This window comes from Serratia sp. CoH_134_PS_4, from assembly GCF_058190535.1.
On the sequence record NZ_JBXWKI010000006.1, the window covers coordinates 98,782 to 114,961 of the forward strand.

Consider the following 16,180-nt stretch of genomic DNA (forward strand, 5'->3'; position numbering starts at 1 on the left):
CGTTTGAGCGAGAAGCAAAGCCAACAGGCCGTGGAAGGTCGCCGCGTGGTGTTCTTTGATCTGGACGGGACGCTGCATCAGGAAGATATGTTTGGCAGTTTCTTGCGCTTCTTGTTACGTCATTTGCCGCTCAATCTGTTGCTGGTGGTGCCCTTGCTGCCGGTTATTGGAGTCACGCTGTTGGTGATGGGGCGTGCCGCGCGCTGGCCCATGAGTGTACTGCTGTGGGCGATCACCTTTGGTCGAACGGAGGCCAGCCTAAAGGCGCTGGAGCGGCGTTTCGTCAGTGATTTCCGGCAAAGAGTGACGGCTTTTCCGGTGGTGCAAATGCGCTTGCGGCAATACCTCGATGCTCAGGATGCGCAAGTATGGTTGATCACGGGCTCACCAGAACGGCTTGTGGAACAGGTTTATCAGGATTCCGCTTTCTTGCCGCAGGTGCAATTGGTCGGTAGCCGTATTGTACGGCGTTACGGTGGTTGGGTTCTGACTCTACGCTGTTTAGGTGAACAGAAGGTCACCCAGTTGGAGCAGCGTCTTGGCGCACCGCTCAAGCTATACAGCGGCTACAGCGACAGCAAGCAGGATAACCCCTTGTTGTATTTCTGCGAGCACCGTTGGCGGGTCAGTAAGCTGGGTGAGCTGCAACAGTTGGAATAACAGTAAAGGGCGGAATCTCCGCCCTTTACTGTTTCTGATGGCTTACATTGCCGCGCGGAAGATGGCGACAATCTGTTTGTGGGTCGCTTGTATCGGGTTGGTGAAGCCGCAAGCGTCATTCAGTGCGTTGGTTGCCAGCGTATCAAAGTCCTGTTCCTTCACCTTTAAATCACGCAGCCCAGCCGGGATGCCGACGTCTTGCGCCAGTAAACGGATGGCGGCGATACAGGCGACGGCACCTTGTTGGCTATTGAGGTGCGTCACGTCGAGGCCCATGGCGGCAGCGATGTCTTTTAGCCGTGGTGCACAAACGCTCGCATTGAACTCCTGCACATGCGGCAACAGCACGGCATTACACACCCCGTGTGGCAGGTCGTAGAAACCGCCGAGCTGGTGCGCCATGGCGTGCACATAGCCGAGCGAGGCGTTGTTGAAGGCCATCCCAGCCAGGAACTGGGCGTAGGCCATGTTTTCACGCGCCTGCATATTGTTGCCGTCGGCGACTGCGTCACGCAGCGACTCGCTGATCATGGTGACGGCTTTCAGTGCGCAAGCATCGGTAATCGGGTTAGCCGCGCTGGAAACATAGGCCTCTATCGCGTGGGTGAGCGCATCCATCCCGGTCGCGGCGGTTAGCCCTTTTGGCATGCCAGCCATCAGGTGTGGATCGTTGACGGACAGGATTGGGGTAACGTGTTTGTCGACAATCGCCATTTTGATGTGACGCGCTTCATCAGTAATGATGCAAAAACGGGTCATTTCAGAGGCGGTACCTGCGGTGGTGTTAATGGCAATCATCGGTAGCTGCGGTTTGGCAGAACGATCAACACCTTCATAATCCTTGATGTCCCCACCGTTAGTCGCCAGCAGTGCAATACCTTTGGCACAATCGTGCGGTGAGCCCCCACCGAGCGAGACGACACAATCGCACTGGTGTTCTTGCAGCAAGGCCAAGCCTTGTTTCACGTTCAGGGTGGTTGGATTTGGATGCGTGCCGTCATAAACGCAGCTTTCGATGTGCTGTGCGGCGAGTAATTGTTGAACCTGGGCGACCACGCCAATGTTATTCAATACTTTGTCGGTCACGATCAGTGCGTAACCCAGCCCCTGTTGTTTCATGGTGTTTGCTGCTTCTTCCAGACAGCCAGAACCAATCATATTGACGGAGGGGATAAAGAAAGTTGAAGCAGCCATAACTCACTCCTTGATAAACGCTTTATTGCTTGCCTCAAACACTACTATGCTAATTATTCAATGATCATGATCTATCGCAATATCGAGGTGGATAAGTCAGGTGATTGATTTTATTTTGATTTAACCATTTACAAGGTGTGGATTTGGCTCGTTCCGAACCAAATCCAGTAGTAAATTTAACCGTTAAGCTGGTGGGCCTTAATCATCTGTTTGATCATGAGGTTTACGGCCCAGTTGCCATATCTTCTCTGCGTAATGTCCCAATGCCCACAGACTGAGGCCAAGTAGCACAAAGAAAATAGCCTTCGGCATGGCATCCCAGAAAAACTCGAAAAAACGCGTGTAGAGGTTAATACCAAGAAAGGTCAGGCCGAACCCGCGCAACATGGCGTCGTCACGTTTGAGTCCCAACCCAATACACCCCACCGCGGCGATACCAAACAACAGACTCCAGTGGAACAGTTCGATCTGGCGTGCGCTGTACCAACTGTCAAGATCGCCATAGTTGCCAAAGATCGACAGTAACCAGAGGGCAATAAATAGGTATAACAACCCCATCGCCAGTGAAACCCGCTCCAGACCACGGCGAGCGAGCTGCGGTTGCAGCAGCAATGCGGCAGCGATCAGTACGGCACCGAAGGCGATAAAGCGAATAGGGAAACTCATGCCCAGCCAGTAGGCACCCCAGCCCGACAGATATCCGGTTTCCGCGCCGAAGGCGTTACCGAGCGACAGCAGAGCAAACCACCACACCAGTCCCGAGCGGCTGAACCAGCCAATCACGCCATACAGCAGGGCGGCAAACATCAGCAGGAGTGAAATTCGGCCGCTGCCATTATCCAGCCAAACGCCCATCTGCCACAGGGCACAGGCGGTCAGCAAGACGGCAACAAATAACGCAGCTTCATTGCCGTAACGTTTTTCCGGATACCTTTGGCGACGTCGCAATGCCCAGGCATAGCCAAGGGCAGCGAGGATGGCGGCAATCGTCATACGCACGGGGGCATCAAAGCGGAACAGCTCACTGAGCCGGTAAAGCAGCGCACTGTCGGCGAATAGGCTACTGATGGCGATAACCAGTGAAGCCAGTGCGGCAAGAAACGCATAGCGTGCCAGCCGCCGCCAGTCGAAGGGCTGTACTTCGACATGCTGGAGCAGTTGTTGCTGTTGCTGTGTCGTCAGTGCGCCTTCACTCACCCAGCCGTCCAGTGCTTTACGCACTACGGCGGCATTTTTTTTATTGAATTTCATGTTTCCTGTCCCTGAAAAACACCGTTATTGACTCAGTATATACCCGCTGCAATGCAAGCTGCAGACTTCACCTTGGCACCTGCTTACCGGTGGCGAATATCTTCGCTCCGGTTAACGCGGGCGCAGCATGCAGCGCCCCTAGTGTGTATAATGCCCGCCGCAAAGTGCACGAGGAATGATGCAATGACTGAATATAACGATGAATACTGGATGCGTCAGGCATTGCAGCTGGCCTTGCGTGCGCAAGAAGAAGGTGAAGTCCCCGTGGGAGCATTGCTGGTGCTGGATAACCAGGTCATTGGCGAAGGCTGGAATCGGCCGATTGGTCGCCACGATCCCACGGCGCATGCAGAGATCATGGCTCTGAGGCAGGGGGGCTCGGTATTGCAGAACTACCGTCTGCTGAACGCCACGCTGTATGTGACACTGGAGCCTTGTGTGATGTGTGCCGGGGCAATGGTGCATAGCCGCATTCGCCGGTTGGTATACGGCGCACCCGATGTAAAAACCGGTGCGGCAGGATCCCTGGTGGATATTTTGCGTCACCCTGGTATGAATCATCAGGTGGAAATTCTGTCCGGCGTGTTGGCCGAGGAGTGCGCTGCCACGTTGAGCAACTTTTTCCGCATGCGCCGTGAGCAGCAAAAAGCATTGAAACTGGCACAGCGCACAGGTCTGGATAAGAACCCAGATTAATCAGAAGTTAAGTGCCAGTTCCGGTGTGACGGCCGGATAGCCTTTCCCCAGTTCAGCCTGTTCGGCTGCTTCCTGTGCCGCCTTTCTCTCTTTTTCCAGTAGATAACCCACCAAACTGACCTGATAGCGCCGGATGTTCTCTACGTAGTTATAGGCTTCACGCCCGCGTGCATAACCGTAGGTCAACTGCGGGTAGTAGCGTTTTTGGCTGAGCATCGGCAGCCGTTGTTTAACGTCCACCCAGCTATCCGGGTTGCCTTTTTGCATCTTGGTCAGCTTACGGGCATCAAGCATATGGCCCCAGCCCATGTTGTAGGCCGCCAGTGAGAACCAGATGCGTTCATCTTCCGGCACGCTGTCAGGGACCTTGGCCATCAACCTTTGCAGATAGAGTGCGCCACCCTGGATGCTTTCCTCGGGATCGAGACGATCATTAACCCCCAGACCGTCGGCAGTGGCCCGCGTGAGCATCATGAGGCCGCGTACACCCGTCGGTGAGGTTGCCTGGGGATTCCAGTGCGATTCCTGATAGGCAATGGCAGCCAGCAGTTTCCAGTCGATCTCGTTGGCGTATTTTTCAAACAGCGAGCGGAATGTCGGCAGGACTGAGTCGATAGCTGACAGGAAGGTTTTGGTATCAACGTAATCGAAGCTGCCGACGTGGCCGAGATATTTCTCTTCCAGCCGTGCCAACGTCCCGTCGTCAACCATCTGGCTGTAGAAGTCCAACATGGCTGCATACAGGCTGTCGTCAGTGCCGCGTTTCAAATACCAGGTGACAGGTTCTTCGTCAGTAACATCGAAGGCGACCGCCAGCTGCGGGTGGATACGTTGCAGCAGGGCAATGGTCACTGAATCCCCGAGGGTATAGTCCAGCTTGCCGTCAGCGACCTGCTCCAACAGCTCCTTTGAGGTGAGGTCGCTGGAGGATTCCCAACTGAGGTTCGGGAACTTACTTTGCTTAAGCTGCTTCAGCGTGCTGACGTGCGCGGAGCCAGAGGCAACGGCCAGCTTGCCTTTAATATCGGCAAAGGTTTTTGGCCGCGCTGTTCCCAAGCGGTAGACCAACTGTTGGGAGACGGAATAATACGCCGGACCGGTGCGCGCACGGCTCAGGCGATCCTGATTGTAGATCAGGCCCGCAGCCAGCAGGTCTGCATCGTCGTCGTCTAAATCGTCAAAAAGGTCATTGATATTCTTATGTGGGATCACCACCAGTTTCACACCCAGATAGTTGGCGAAGCGTTTTGCCAACTCATAGTCGAGACCACTCGGCCCCTGTTTGGTCGTGAAATAGGTTAACGGCGAGTTTAGCGTACTGATACGCAACTCTCCGCGGGATTTAATCTCTTCGAGTTGCCCACCCTGACCGCCGCGCCAGGTAATATTGGGCCACAGGGCGAGCGCCAGAAGCAAGGTAACAACACCGATTAGAATGTAGTTTATTTTAAGGCGTTTCAAATAGTTATCCAGTGGTGGCACACGTACACTGCCGACAGCAAACCAGTATTTTCTTATGGTTAAATCACCAGTGCGGGGGCATTTTGCGCAACAAAACGCCAGCGTGCAACTTTATTGACACGTTATGACAATTCGATGGCGCAAACAGCTTTTATCAATAATAGCTACGCAAACGGTTTCGTCTGCGGCGTAGATTCTCTATAATGGCGCGCGTTTTCCCCCTGTTGCGCCCAATGAAGTGCTGAAGTCAGTTGCTTCGAAGACGAGAGAACTTTGATTATGGAAATACTGCGTGGTTCGCCCGCTTTGTCGGCTTTTCGTGTTACCAAACTGCTGTCCCGCTGTCAGGACGCTCAACTTCCTGTTAGTGATATCTACGCCGAGTACGTCCACTTTGCTGATGTTAGCGCGCCGCTAAACGCCGAAGAGCATGCCAAGCTCCAGCGTCTACTCAAGTACGGCCCCTCTCTCGCCGAACATGCCCCTGAAGGCCGCTTGCTGCTGGTGACGCCGCGTCCGGGCACTATTTCTCCATGGTCTTCCAAAGCCAGCGACATCGCCCATAACTGCGGTTTGACGCAGGTATTGCGGTTGGAGCGTGGCTTGGCGTTCTACGTCAAAGCGCCGACCTTGACCGAAGCGCAATGGCAGCAGCTTGCTGTACTGTTGCACGATCGCATGATGGAAACCGTCTTCAGCAGTTTGCAACAGGCGGAACAACTGTTCGCTCAGCATCAGCCTGCGCCTTACCAGGCAATCGATATGCTGGGTGAAGGGCGCAGCGCGCTGGAACAGGCCAACATCAAGTTGGGTCTGGCGCTGGCCGAGGATGAAATCGACTATCTTCTGAATGCCTTTACCGGTCTGGGGCGCAACCCGACGGATATCGAACTCTATATGTTTGCGCAGGCCAACTCTGAGCACTGCCGCCATAAAATTTTCAACGCCGATTGGATCATCGACGGTGTGCAACAGCCGAAGTCGCTGTTCAAAATGATCAAAAACACGTTTGAGCAGACGCCGGATTATGTGCTGTCGGCTTATAAAGATAACGCCGCAGTGATGGAGGGCTCGCAGGTCGGGCGCTTCTTCGCTGAGTCGGCAAGCGGTCAATATGATTATCATCAGGAAGAAGCACATATTCTGATGAAGGTAGAAACCCATAACCACCCGACAGCAATCTCCCCATGGCCTGGCGCAGCTACCGGCTCCGGCGGTGAGATCCGTGACGAGGGCGCTACCGGTCGCGGTGCAAAACCCAAGGCGGGTCTGGTCGGTTTCTCGGTCTCCAACCTGCGTATTCCTGGCTTTGAACAGCCGTGGGAGCAGGATTTCGGTAAACCTGATCGCATCGTTACTGCACTGGACATCATGACCGAAGGCCCATTAGGCGGCGCGGCATTCAACAACGAATTTGGCCGCCCGGCGCTGGTGGGTTACTTCCGTACCTATGAAGAGCAGGTCAACAGCCATAACGGCGTGGAACTGCGTGGCTACCACAAGCCGATCATGCTGGCGGGCGGTATCGGCAACATTCGCGCCGATCACGTGCAAAAAGGGGAAATCACCGTAGGCGCCAAACTGGTGGTGCTGGGTGGCCCGGCAATGAACATCGGTTTGGGCGGTGGTGCTGCTTCTTCGATGGCGTCCGGCCAGTCCGACGCCGATCTGGATTTCGCCTCAGTACAGCGCGACAACCCGGAAATGGAGCGTCGTTGCCAGGAAGTGATCGACCGCTGCTGGCAGCTGGGCGCACAAAACCCCATTCTGTTTATTCACGATGTAGGTGCTGGTGGCTTGTCCAACGCCATGCCTGAGCTGGTCAGTGACGGTGGCCGCGGCGGCCGTTTCGAACTGCGCGATATTCTGAACGACGAACCGGGCATGAGCCCGCTGGAAGTCTGGTGTAACGAATCTCAAGAACGTTATGTCATGGCGATTGCGCCAGCACAGATGGCGCAGTTTGATGAGATTTGCCGCCGTGAACGCGCCCCTTATGCCGTGATTGGTGAAGCGACCGAAGAACAGCATTTGACGCTGAACGACAGTCATTTCGACAATCAACCGATCGATATGCCTTTGGACGTGCTGCTGGGCAAAACGCCGAAGATGACCCGCGACGTAACGCGTCTGCAGGCCAAAGGCCAGCCGGTACAGCGCGACAACATCACGGTGGCTGATGCGGTCAAACGCGTTCTGCACCTGCCGGCCGTCGCCGAGAAAACTTTCCTGATCACCATTGGCGACCGTACCGTGACCGGTATGGTAGCGCGTGATCAGATGGTAGGTCCGTGGCAGATCCCGGTAGCGGACTGTGCGGTTACGACCGCCAGCCTGGACAGTTACTACGGTGAAGCGATGTCGATCGGCGAGCGTGCACCGGTTGCTCTGCTGGACTTCGCCGCCTCCGGCCGTCTGGCGGTAGGGGAAGCCCTGACCAACTTGGCAGCAACTGAGATTGGTTCGCTCAAACGTGTGAAGCTTTCCGCTAACTGGATGGCAGCGGCAGGTCACCCGGGTGAAGATGCCGGTCTGTATGAAGCCGTGAAAGCCGTCGGCGAAGAGCTTTGCCCAGCGCTGGGTATCACGATTCCCGTGGGCAAAGACTCAATGTCGATGAAAACTCGCTGGCAGGAAGGTAACGAACAGCGCGAAATGACCTCGCCGTTGTCGTTGGTCATCACTGGTTTTGCCCGCGTGGAAGACGTGCGCCACACCGTGACGCCGCAGTTACGTACCGATAAAGGCGACAGCGCGCTGTTGTTGATCGACTTGGGTAACGGGCATAACGCGCTGGGCGCCACCGCATTGGCACAGGTTTACCGTCAGTTAGGCGATAAACCGGCCGACGTGCGTAACGTCGAGCAATTGGCGGGCTTCTTTAACGCCATGCAAAAACTGGTGGCCGATCGCGCACTGTTGGCCTATCACGACCGCTCTGACGGTGGCCTGCTGGTCACGTTGGCAGAAATGGCGTTTGCCGGCCATTGCGGTGTGCAGGCGGATATTAAAGCGCTGGGCGATGATGCACTGGCTGCGCTGTTCAACGAAGAGTTGGGCGCGGTGATCCAGGTCACGGCTGACCAGCTTGACGCGGTGCAACAGGTGTTTGCACAGCATGGTTTGACGGACAATGTGCACCACATCGGCAGCGTACAGGCTGGCGACCGCTTTGTGATCGCTCAGGGCGATAAAACGGTGTACAGCGAAAGCCGCGCGACGTTGCGTACCTGGTGGGCGGAAACGACCTGGCAGATGCAGCGCCTGCGTGATAACCCTGAGTGTGCCGATCAGGAGCACAAGGCCAAGCAGGATGAACGCGATCCTGGCCTGAACGTCAAACTGAGCTTCGCGCCAGAAGAAGACATTGCAGCGCCGTACATTGCCAAGGGCGCACGTCCTAAAGTGGCGGTGCTGCGTGAGCAGGGGGTTAACTCCCATGTTGAAATGGCAGCAGCATTCCATCGCGCCGGTTTTGATGCGGTAGATGTGCATATGAGCGATTTGCTCGAAGGGCGCCGCGATCTACAGGACTTCCATACCCTGGTCGCCTGTGGTGGCTTCTCGTACGGCGACGTATTGGGTGCCGGTGAAGGTTGGGCGAAGTCGATTCTGTTCAACGATCGCGTTCGCGACGAGTTTGAATCTTTCTTCCACCGTCCGCAAACCCTGGCATTGGGTGTGTGTAACGGCTGCCAGATGATGTCTAACCTGCGTGATCTGATCCCAGGGGCAGAACATTGGCCTCGCTTTGTACGCAACCTGTCTGACCGCTTCGAAGCGCGTTTCAGCCTGGTGGAAGTGGCGGCCAGCCCGTCACTGTTCATGCAAGGTATGGCGGGTTCACGTATGCCGATCGCCGTGTCTCACGGTGAAGGGCATGTCGAGGTGCGCGATGCTGCACACCTGGCGGCGTTGGAGCACCATGGTCTGGTAGCCTTGCGATTTGTTGATAATATGGGCCATGTGACGGAAACCTACCCTGCTAACCCGAACGGTTCGCCGAACGGTATCACCGCGGTAACCAGCACTAATGGCCGTGCGACGGTGATGATGCCGCATCCAGAGCGTGTATTCCGCACCGTCAGTAACTCATGGCATCCAGAAGAGTGGGGCGAAGATAGCCCGTGGATGCGCATGTTCCGTAATGCCCGTAAACAGCTGGGCTAAGCGATAACGCTGTAGTGCCAAAGGGGGAGCAAGAGATTGCTCCCCCTTTCTCTATCATGATGTCGGTGAGTTGTCTGCATTTTGCGACAGAGGGTATTTTCATTGTCTCTAAAAAGAGACACATAAATTATTGATTTTTAATGGTGAAAAATTAATTGCGTTAAGTTGTCGGGTTTTGGAGACAGGGTGGTGTTTTTTTCCTCATCCAATGCCGTGGTAAAGCGGCCGTTTTAGCATTGAATTAAGTTATTGTTGTTTGATTTCATATGCTTAATAAATTTGTTGAAAAGTTGGCACGATAAGTGCATTATTCTCTTCAGTTGCTCATTCACCTTTTTATGACGGCCCCGTAATTAAACGGAATAGTTGCCTCATAAGCCTCCGAATGATGCCAAAGAAATGGTGCCTATCGTCCAACCAAACCGATAATAGACGCGCAAGCGCTTTATCAAGCATCGGGCGACACGTGGAGTGAGGCACCGCCTGTATCCACCTGTGATGAGTCTTCATCAATTACGGATACTTACGGATGCTATTCGTCCTGTTCGATGCCAGCTTTGTGCTACATCACCCTGGGGACGAGGTTTAAGGGCATCCACACTTTCTTGCGTGGGGCAGTTCTGCCCCAACGTCAAATACCCATCATAGATGCAACGCCAATTATTTTGGGTATCACGATAGCCCCAATCGCAGACATCACTCACGCACGGCACGCTTGCCTGGATTTTCCTGACGCTCCGCTGAACGCCGGGCTTTCCTCTCATCGGCGACTCGGTTAGCATCAAAGCAGACTAGAGACAATGAGATGATTTCGTTGAAAAGATGGCGTTTATTTCCCCGCTCGCTGCGTCAACTGGTGCTGATGGCGTTCCTGCTGGTGCTGCTGCCGCTGCTGGTGTTGGCTTATCAGGCCTACCAGAGCCTGGATCACCTCAGCGCGCAGGCGGCTGACATCAACCGCACCACGCTGGTGGATGCGCGACGCAGCGAGGCCATGACCAGCGTGGCGTTGGAAATGGAGCGCAGCTATCGCCAGTATTGTGTACTGGTCGATCCGACCCTGGAGAAGCTGTATCAGAACCAACGAAAACAGTATTCGCAGATGCTCGACGCACATGCCCCCATCCTGCCTGATGAACGTTATTATCAAACCTTGCGTAATTTGCTGACCCAGCTTGCGGCGATCAAATGTCAAAGCAGCGGCCCGGACGCACAGGCGTCGGCACTGCTGGAGTCGTTTTCACGCTCAAATGCCGAAATGGTGCAGGCCACGCGTGCCGTGGTGTATTCCCGTGGCCAACAGTTGCAACAGGCGATTGCCGAACGCGGCCAGTTCTTCGGCTGGCAGGCGCTAATGCTGTTTCTGGTCAGTGTGATGCTGGTGGTGCTGTTTACCCGCATGATTATCGGCCCGGTAAAAGCGGTAGAGCGGATGATCAACCGATTAGGGGAAGGGCGAGCATTAGGGAGTACCGCGTCTTTTAAAGGGCCGCGTGAACTACGTTCGCTGGCGCAACGCATTATTTGGCTGAGCGAGCGGTTAGCCTGGTTGGAATCGCAGCGCCATGAGTTTTTGCGCCATATCTCGCATGAATTGAAGACGCCGCTGGCCAGCATGCGCGAGGGGACGGAGTTGCTGGCGGACGAAGTCGCCGGCCCGTTAACCTCCGATCAAAAAGAAGTGGTGACCATTCTCGATCAGAGTAGCCGTCACTTGCAGCAACTGATCGAACAACTGCTGGATTACAACCGTAAACTGGCGGATGGCCCGGCGGAACATGAGAATGTGGCGTTGGAGGAGATGGTCGAAATGGTCGTTGCTGCGCACAGTTTACCGGCCCGGGCAAAAATGATCCGCACCGAGATCCAACTGGATGCGGAAATCTGCTGGGCAGAGCCTACGCTATTAATGCGCGTACTGGATAATCTCTACTCCAATGCGGTGCACTACGGTAAGGAATCCGGTAACATTTGGATCCGCAGCCGTCAGGTTGGGCAACGGGTACAGATTGATGTCGCCAATAGCGGCACGCCGATCCCCGACGCTGAGAAAATCATGATTTTTGAGCCTTTTTTCCAAGGTAGTCACCAGCGAAAAGGGGCGGTAAAAGGAAGCGGTCTTGGGCTAAGTATCGCGCAGGATTGTATCCGCCGGATGCGCGGGGAGCTGCAGCTGGTTGAAGTCGCTGGCGCAGACGTCTGCTTCCGCATTGAATTGCCATTAACCGCCGAGAATGAATAATAATGTACACATGGTCTAAACGCCTTCGTCTCTCACAGACCGAACGTTCACCGCGTGCCACACTGGGTACGCCGCTCGGCAAGCGTCGTTTTTCCTTTTTAGGCAGCGTTCTTTTTGTCCCTTTTCTACTGGCTGGGTGTGTTGATCGCGCGGTCAGCGGCGGCTTAAGCCAGCCGCAGCAGGAAGCGATCCCGGACACAAAAGTGGTGGATTACCGCATTGCAGCGTGTGACACCCTGTGGCCTCTCGACGAAAAAGATGCGTTGAATAACTCTCTTTACTGGCTGCGCGCCATGGATTGTGCCGATCGTATCGGTTCCACTCAGGCGCGTGCGCTGGCGAAAACCCTGCCTGGAGACAGTTGGGCTGGGATTTTCAAACAAAGCATCCTGTTGGGTAGCGCTGAGCCAACCTCGGGTGAGCGCCGCCAGATGATCGATCGCCTGAACAGCTACCGCCTGGAGTTCCCAAGTTCATTGCGCCCGTTGTTGCAATTGTGGCGTCAGCAGCAGGTCCTGCAGATAACGCTGTTTGATGAAAAGGCTCGCTACCAACATCTGCAGGAAAGCTCCGACAGCCAGATAGATCAGTTGCGCCAGAGCCAGATACGTTTACAGGCACAGTTGCAGGATACGTCGCGCAAGCTGGAAAACCTGACCGATATTGAGCGTCAGCTCTCTTCGCGCAAGCAGCTGCAAACTGACATCCCGGACAATAGCGCGACGCAACAAAAAACCGACTCCGCGAAGAAAGTGACCCCAAACAAAGCCGCAGAATCGGACGCGGAACCGGAGAAGGGCACAGCCATGCCGGTGGAACCGGAAGATACTTATGCGCCGTCCCCTGCTAACAAGGAGTCCCACGCGCAATGACAGCACGCAAACCGGCCAATCTATTATTGGTTGACGACGATCCCAGCCTGCTCAAGCTGTTGGGAATGCGCCTGACCAGCGAAGGTTTTCATGTCACCACCGCGGAAAGCGGTCAGGAAGCGCTGCGCCTGTTAGGGCGCGAAAAAATCGATCTGGTGATAAGCGATCTACGGATGGATGAAATGGACGGCATGGCGCTGTTTGCCGAGATCCAGAAACATCAGCCCGGCATGCCGGTGATCATCCTTACCGCCCACGGCTCTATCCCGGATGCGGTGGCCGCCACCCAGCAAGGGGTGTTCAGCTTCCTGACCAAGCCGGTGGATCGCGATGCGTTGTATAAGGCCATCGACGAAGCGCTGTCATTGTCGTTACCTGCGGGTGATGACAGCTGGCGTGAAGAGATAGTCACCCGCAGCCCGATTATGCTGCGCTTGCTAGAGCAGGCAAAAATGGTGGCGCAGTCCGATGTCAGCGTCTTGATCAACGGTCACAGCGGTACCGGTAAAGAGGTGCTGGCGCAAGCGATCCACGGTGCCAGCCCGCGGGGTAAAAAGGCGTTTATTGCCATTAACTGCGGCGCATTGCCCGAGCAATTGCTGGAGTCAGAGCTGTTCGGCCATGCCAAAGGGGCATTTACCGGTGCAGTCAGCAGCCGTGAAGGGCTATTCCAGGCGGCAGCTGGCGGTACGCTGTTCCTCGATGAGATCGGCGATATGCCGCTTTCGCTCCAGGTTAAGCTGTTGCGTGTGCTGCAAGAGCGCAAGGTCCGCCCGTTGGGCAGCAACCGTGACCTGGACATTGACGTTCGTATTATTTCCGCCACTCACCGCGATCTGCAAAAGGCGATGGCGAAAAACGAATTCCGCGAGGATTTGTACTACCGCCTGAATGTGGTGAACCTGAAAATCCCTGCGCTGAATGAGCGCGCTGAGGATATTCCATTATTGGCTAATCATCTGCTGCGCGAGTCTGCCAAACGCCACAAACCCTTTGTCCGTAGCTTCTCTTCGGACGCCATGAAACGCCTGATGACCGCGACCTGGCCGGGTAACGTGCGCCAACTGGTGAACGTAATCGAACAGTGTGTGGCCTTGACCTCCGCGCCGGTGATCAGTGAAGCGCTGGTGGAACAGGCGCTGGAAGGGGAAAACACCGCCTTGCCGACCTTTGTCGAGGCGCGTAATCAGTTTGAATTACATTATTTGCGCAAGCTGTTGCAGATCACCAAAGGTAACGTGACTCAGGCCGCACGTATGGCAGGCCGCAACCGTACCGAGTTTTATAAATTGCTGTCGCGTCATGAACTTGACGCCAACGATTTTAAAGAATGATGTTTTCCGCTGCGGCCTGCTTACGCAGGTTCTCAACAAACGCAGCGGAATGATTTACACTCCGTTCTCTTGTTTGTGGCGCGGCCCAACACAGAGAACCATGGAACGTATTAAGCGGGATCCTAAACAATGAGCAGATCACTATCCATCGCACTGGCCCAGTTAAACCTGCTGGTCGGTGACATTGAAGGCAACACCGAGCGCATGTTGCAAACGGTGCAAGAGCAGCAGAAGGCGGGAGCCGATCTGGTCATGTTCACCGAACTGGCGCTGTCTGGCTATCCGCCGGAAGACCTGTTGTATCGCAATGATTTTTATCAGCGCTGTGACGCGCAGTTGCATCGTTTGCAGCAGGCGTCGGTTGATGTCGCCATTCTGGTCGGCCACCCGTGGCGTGAAGGCGACAAACTCTATAATGCGCTGTCGCTGTTCTCCGAAGGGACGCTGCTGACGCGTTACTTCAAGCAGCAGTTGCCGAACTACGGTGTTTTCGATGAGAAACGCTACTTCCAGGCGGGTAATGAAACCTGCGTGATCGAGCTGAAAGGCTATCGCCTGGGTCTGCTGATTTGTGAAGATCTGTGGTTCCCGGAGCCGGTCGATGCTGCCAAGGCGGCTGGCGCCGAAATGATTTTGTCGATCAATGCCTCACCCTACAATCGTGAAAAGCCGTATATCCGCAAAACGCTGATGGCCGGCCATTGCCAACGCACCCATTTGCCTCTGGTGTACCTGAACCAGATTGGTGGGCAGGATGAATTGATTTTTGACGGCTGTTCGAAGGTATTTGATGCTGCTGGCAACATGACCCACCGTCTGGCGGCATTCGCCGAACAGGTCACGTTGCTTGAGTTCAATGAGCTGGACGTCGTGCCCATGACGGCACCGGCCGCAGAGTTACCGCAGTTGGCGCAGGTGTACGAAGCCCTGGTGTTGGCGGTGCGCGACTATGTGACGAAAAATGGCTTCAAGGGCGCAGTGCTGGGGTTGTCTGGCGGTATCGATTCGGCGCTAACGCTGGCGATTGCCGTCGATGCATTGGGCAAAGACAAGGTGCAGGCGCTCATGATGCCGTTCCGCTACACCGCGGATATCAGCATTGCCGACGCTAAAGAAGAAGCCGAAATCCTGGGTATTGAATTTGATATCGTCTCCATTGAGCCTATGTTTGATGCCTTTATGGGCCAACTGACGCCAATGTTTGCCGGTACCGAACGCGATACCACGGAAGAAAACCTGCAGGCACGCTGCCGTGGTGTGGTGCTGATGGCGCTGTCCAATAAGCGCCGTAGTATCGTGTTGACGACGGGCAATAAAAGCGAGATGGCCGTAGGTTACGCCACGCTGTATGGTGATATGGCGGGGGGATTCGACGTACTGAAAGACGTCCCGAAAACACTGGTATTCAAGTTATCCGAATACCGCAATACCGTTTCCTACGTGATCCCGCAGCGCGTTATTGATCGTCCGCCGTCCGCTGAGCTGGCGCCGGATCAGCTCGATCAGGACAGCTTGCCTCCGTACGACATTCTGGATGCGATTCTTGAAGGCTACGTCGAACGCGATAAGTCCGTTGCCGATCTGGTGGCTGAAGGCTTCGACGAAGCGATAGTACGCAAGGTTATTCGCCTGGTAGATATTAACGAATACAAACGGCGTCAGGCCGCCGTCGGGCCGCGTATTACCGCCCGCAATTTCGGCAAAGACCGCCGCTACCCAATCACATCCGGCTTTGGCCGCAAAAATTGGTAAAGGAAAGAAGATGAAAAAGATCGACGCTATTATCAAGCCGTTCAAACTGGATGATGTTCGTGAAGCGCTGGCTGAGGTGGGCATTACCGGGATGACCGTCACCGAAGTGAAAGGCTTCGGCCGCCAGAAAGGCCACACTGAGCTGTACCGTGGCGCAGAGTATATGGTCGACTTCCTGCCGAAGGTGAAAATTGAAATCGTGGTGGCCGACGATATCGTCGATACCTGCGTAGAAACCATCATGCAGACTGCGCAAACCGGTAAAATCGGCGACGGTAAGATTTTTGTCTTCGATGTGGCGCGCGTAGTCCGTATTCGTACCGGCGAACAGGACGAAGAAGCGATTTAATGTGATCGTCTACCGAGCACCGCCAGATTGAGCTTGGGCGGTGCTCGGCCTCCTCACGTACTACGTGTACGCCCCAAATTCCCGTGAACGTCTCCCGCCTCTCCACCGTTTTGATTATTCTCATCATAAGCATTCTAAAAAAGCGAAGGCTATCGCGTTTTTGATACTTTTCCCGATCGCTTCACTGCACCCATAGCTA

The 16,180-nt window shown here is 55.0% G+C and carries 11 protein-coding genes; 8 read left to right on the plus strand and 3 right to left on the minus strand.

What is annotated here, in order from left to right; genetic code table 11:
- The first annotated feature begins 3 nt into the window (after window positions 1–3).
- Window positions 4–660 carry a phosphatidylglycerophosphatase C gene (gene yfhb, locus AC2FCQ_RS11665; RefSeq protein ID WP_209638437.1) on the plus strand — a complete coding sequence of 219 codons (657 nt, stop codon included), beginning with the start codon at window positions 4–6 and terminating at the stop codon, window positions 658–660.
- Between the two features lie 42 nt (window positions 661–702).
- Here the strand turns inward: yfhb and yiaY are convergent, their stop codons facing one another.
- Together yiaY and AC2FCQ_RS11675 are read right to left on the minus strand one after the other, a co-directional pair.
- On the minus strand, window positions 703–1,854 hold the full coding sequence (yiaY, locus tag AC2FCQ_RS11670) for an L-threonine dehydrogenase (RefSeq protein ID WP_209638435.1): 1,152 nt from the start codon (window positions 1,852–1,854) through the stop codon (window positions 703–705).
- A 198-nt stretch (window positions 1,855–2,052) separates the two neighbouring features.
- Window positions 2,053–3,105, minus strand: a complete 1,053-nt coding sequence (locus tag AC2FCQ_RS11675) for a DUF2157 domain-containing protein (RefSeq protein WP_490308291.1) — start codon at window positions 3,103–3,105, stop codon at window positions 2,053–2,055.
- A gap of 183 nt (window positions 3,106–3,288) precedes the next feature.
- On the opposite strand from AC2FCQ_RS11675, the gene tadA reads away from it, so the two are divergent.
- On the plus strand, window positions 3,289–3,801 hold the full coding sequence (gene tadA, locus AC2FCQ_RS11680) for a tRNA adenosine(34) deaminase TadA (RefSeq protein WP_209638432.1): 513 nt from the start codon (window positions 3,289–3,291) through the stop codon (window positions 3,799–3,801).
- Here the strand turns inward: tadA and mltF are convergent, their stop codons facing one another.
- On the minus strand, window positions 3,802–5,262 hold the full coding sequence (mltF, locus tag AC2FCQ_RS11685) for a membrane-bound lytic murein transglycosylase MltF (RefSeq protein ID WP_209638430.1): 1,461 nt from the start codon (window positions 5,260–5,262) through the stop codon (window positions 3,802–3,804).
- 276 nt (window positions 5,263–5,538) lie between these two features.
- On the opposite strand from mltF, the gene purL reads away from it, so the two are divergent.
- The 6 genes from purL to glnB all read left to right on the plus strand — a co-directional run bounded on the left by purL (window position 5,539) and on the right by glnB (window position 15,981).
- A complete protein-coding gene (gene purL, locus AC2FCQ_RS11690; protein ID WP_209638588.1) occupies window positions 5,539–9,432 on the plus strand; it encodes a phosphoribosylformylglycinamidine synthase in 3,894 nt (1,297 codons plus the stop codon).
- Between the two features lie 805 nt (window positions 9,433–10,237).
- Window positions 10,238–11,674 carry a sensor histidine kinase gene (locus tag AC2FCQ_RS11695; RefSeq protein ID WP_209638428.1) on the plus strand — a complete coding sequence of 479 codons (1,437 nt, stop codon included), beginning with the start codon at window positions 10,238–10,240 and terminating at the stop codon, window positions 11,672–11,674.
- A 2-nt stretch (window positions 11,675–11,676) separates the two neighbouring features.
- The gene (qseG, locus tag AC2FCQ_RS11700) at window positions 11,677–12,546 is read left to right on the plus strand and encodes a two-component system QseEF-associated lipoprotein QseG (RefSeq protein WP_490308290.1); all 870 of its coding nucleotides are present in this window, start codon (window positions 11,677–11,679) and stop codon (window positions 12,544–12,546) included.
- On the plus strand, window positions 12,543–13,880 hold the full coding sequence (gene glrR, locus AC2FCQ_RS11705; protein WP_209638424.1) for a two-component system response regulator GlrR: 1,338 nt from the start codon (window positions 12,543–12,545) through the stop codon (window positions 13,878–13,880). The genes qseG and glrR overlap by 4 nt, the downstream gene beginning before the upstream one ends.
- 129 nt (window positions 13,881–14,009) lie before the next feature.
- On the plus strand, window positions 14,010–15,632 hold the full coding sequence (locus AC2FCQ_RS11710) for an NAD+ synthase (protein WP_490308289.1): 1,623 nt from the start codon (window positions 14,010–14,012) through the stop codon (window positions 15,630–15,632).
- 10 nt (window positions 15,633–15,642) lie between these two features.
- Window positions 15,643–15,981 (plus strand): nitrogen regulatory protein P-II, encoded by a 339-nt coding sequence (gene glnB, locus AC2FCQ_RS11715; protein ID WP_004847623.1) that lies wholly within the window; start codon window positions 15,643–15,645, stop codon window positions 15,979–15,981.
- The last annotated feature ends 199 nt before the right edge of the window (window positions 15,982–16,180 follow it).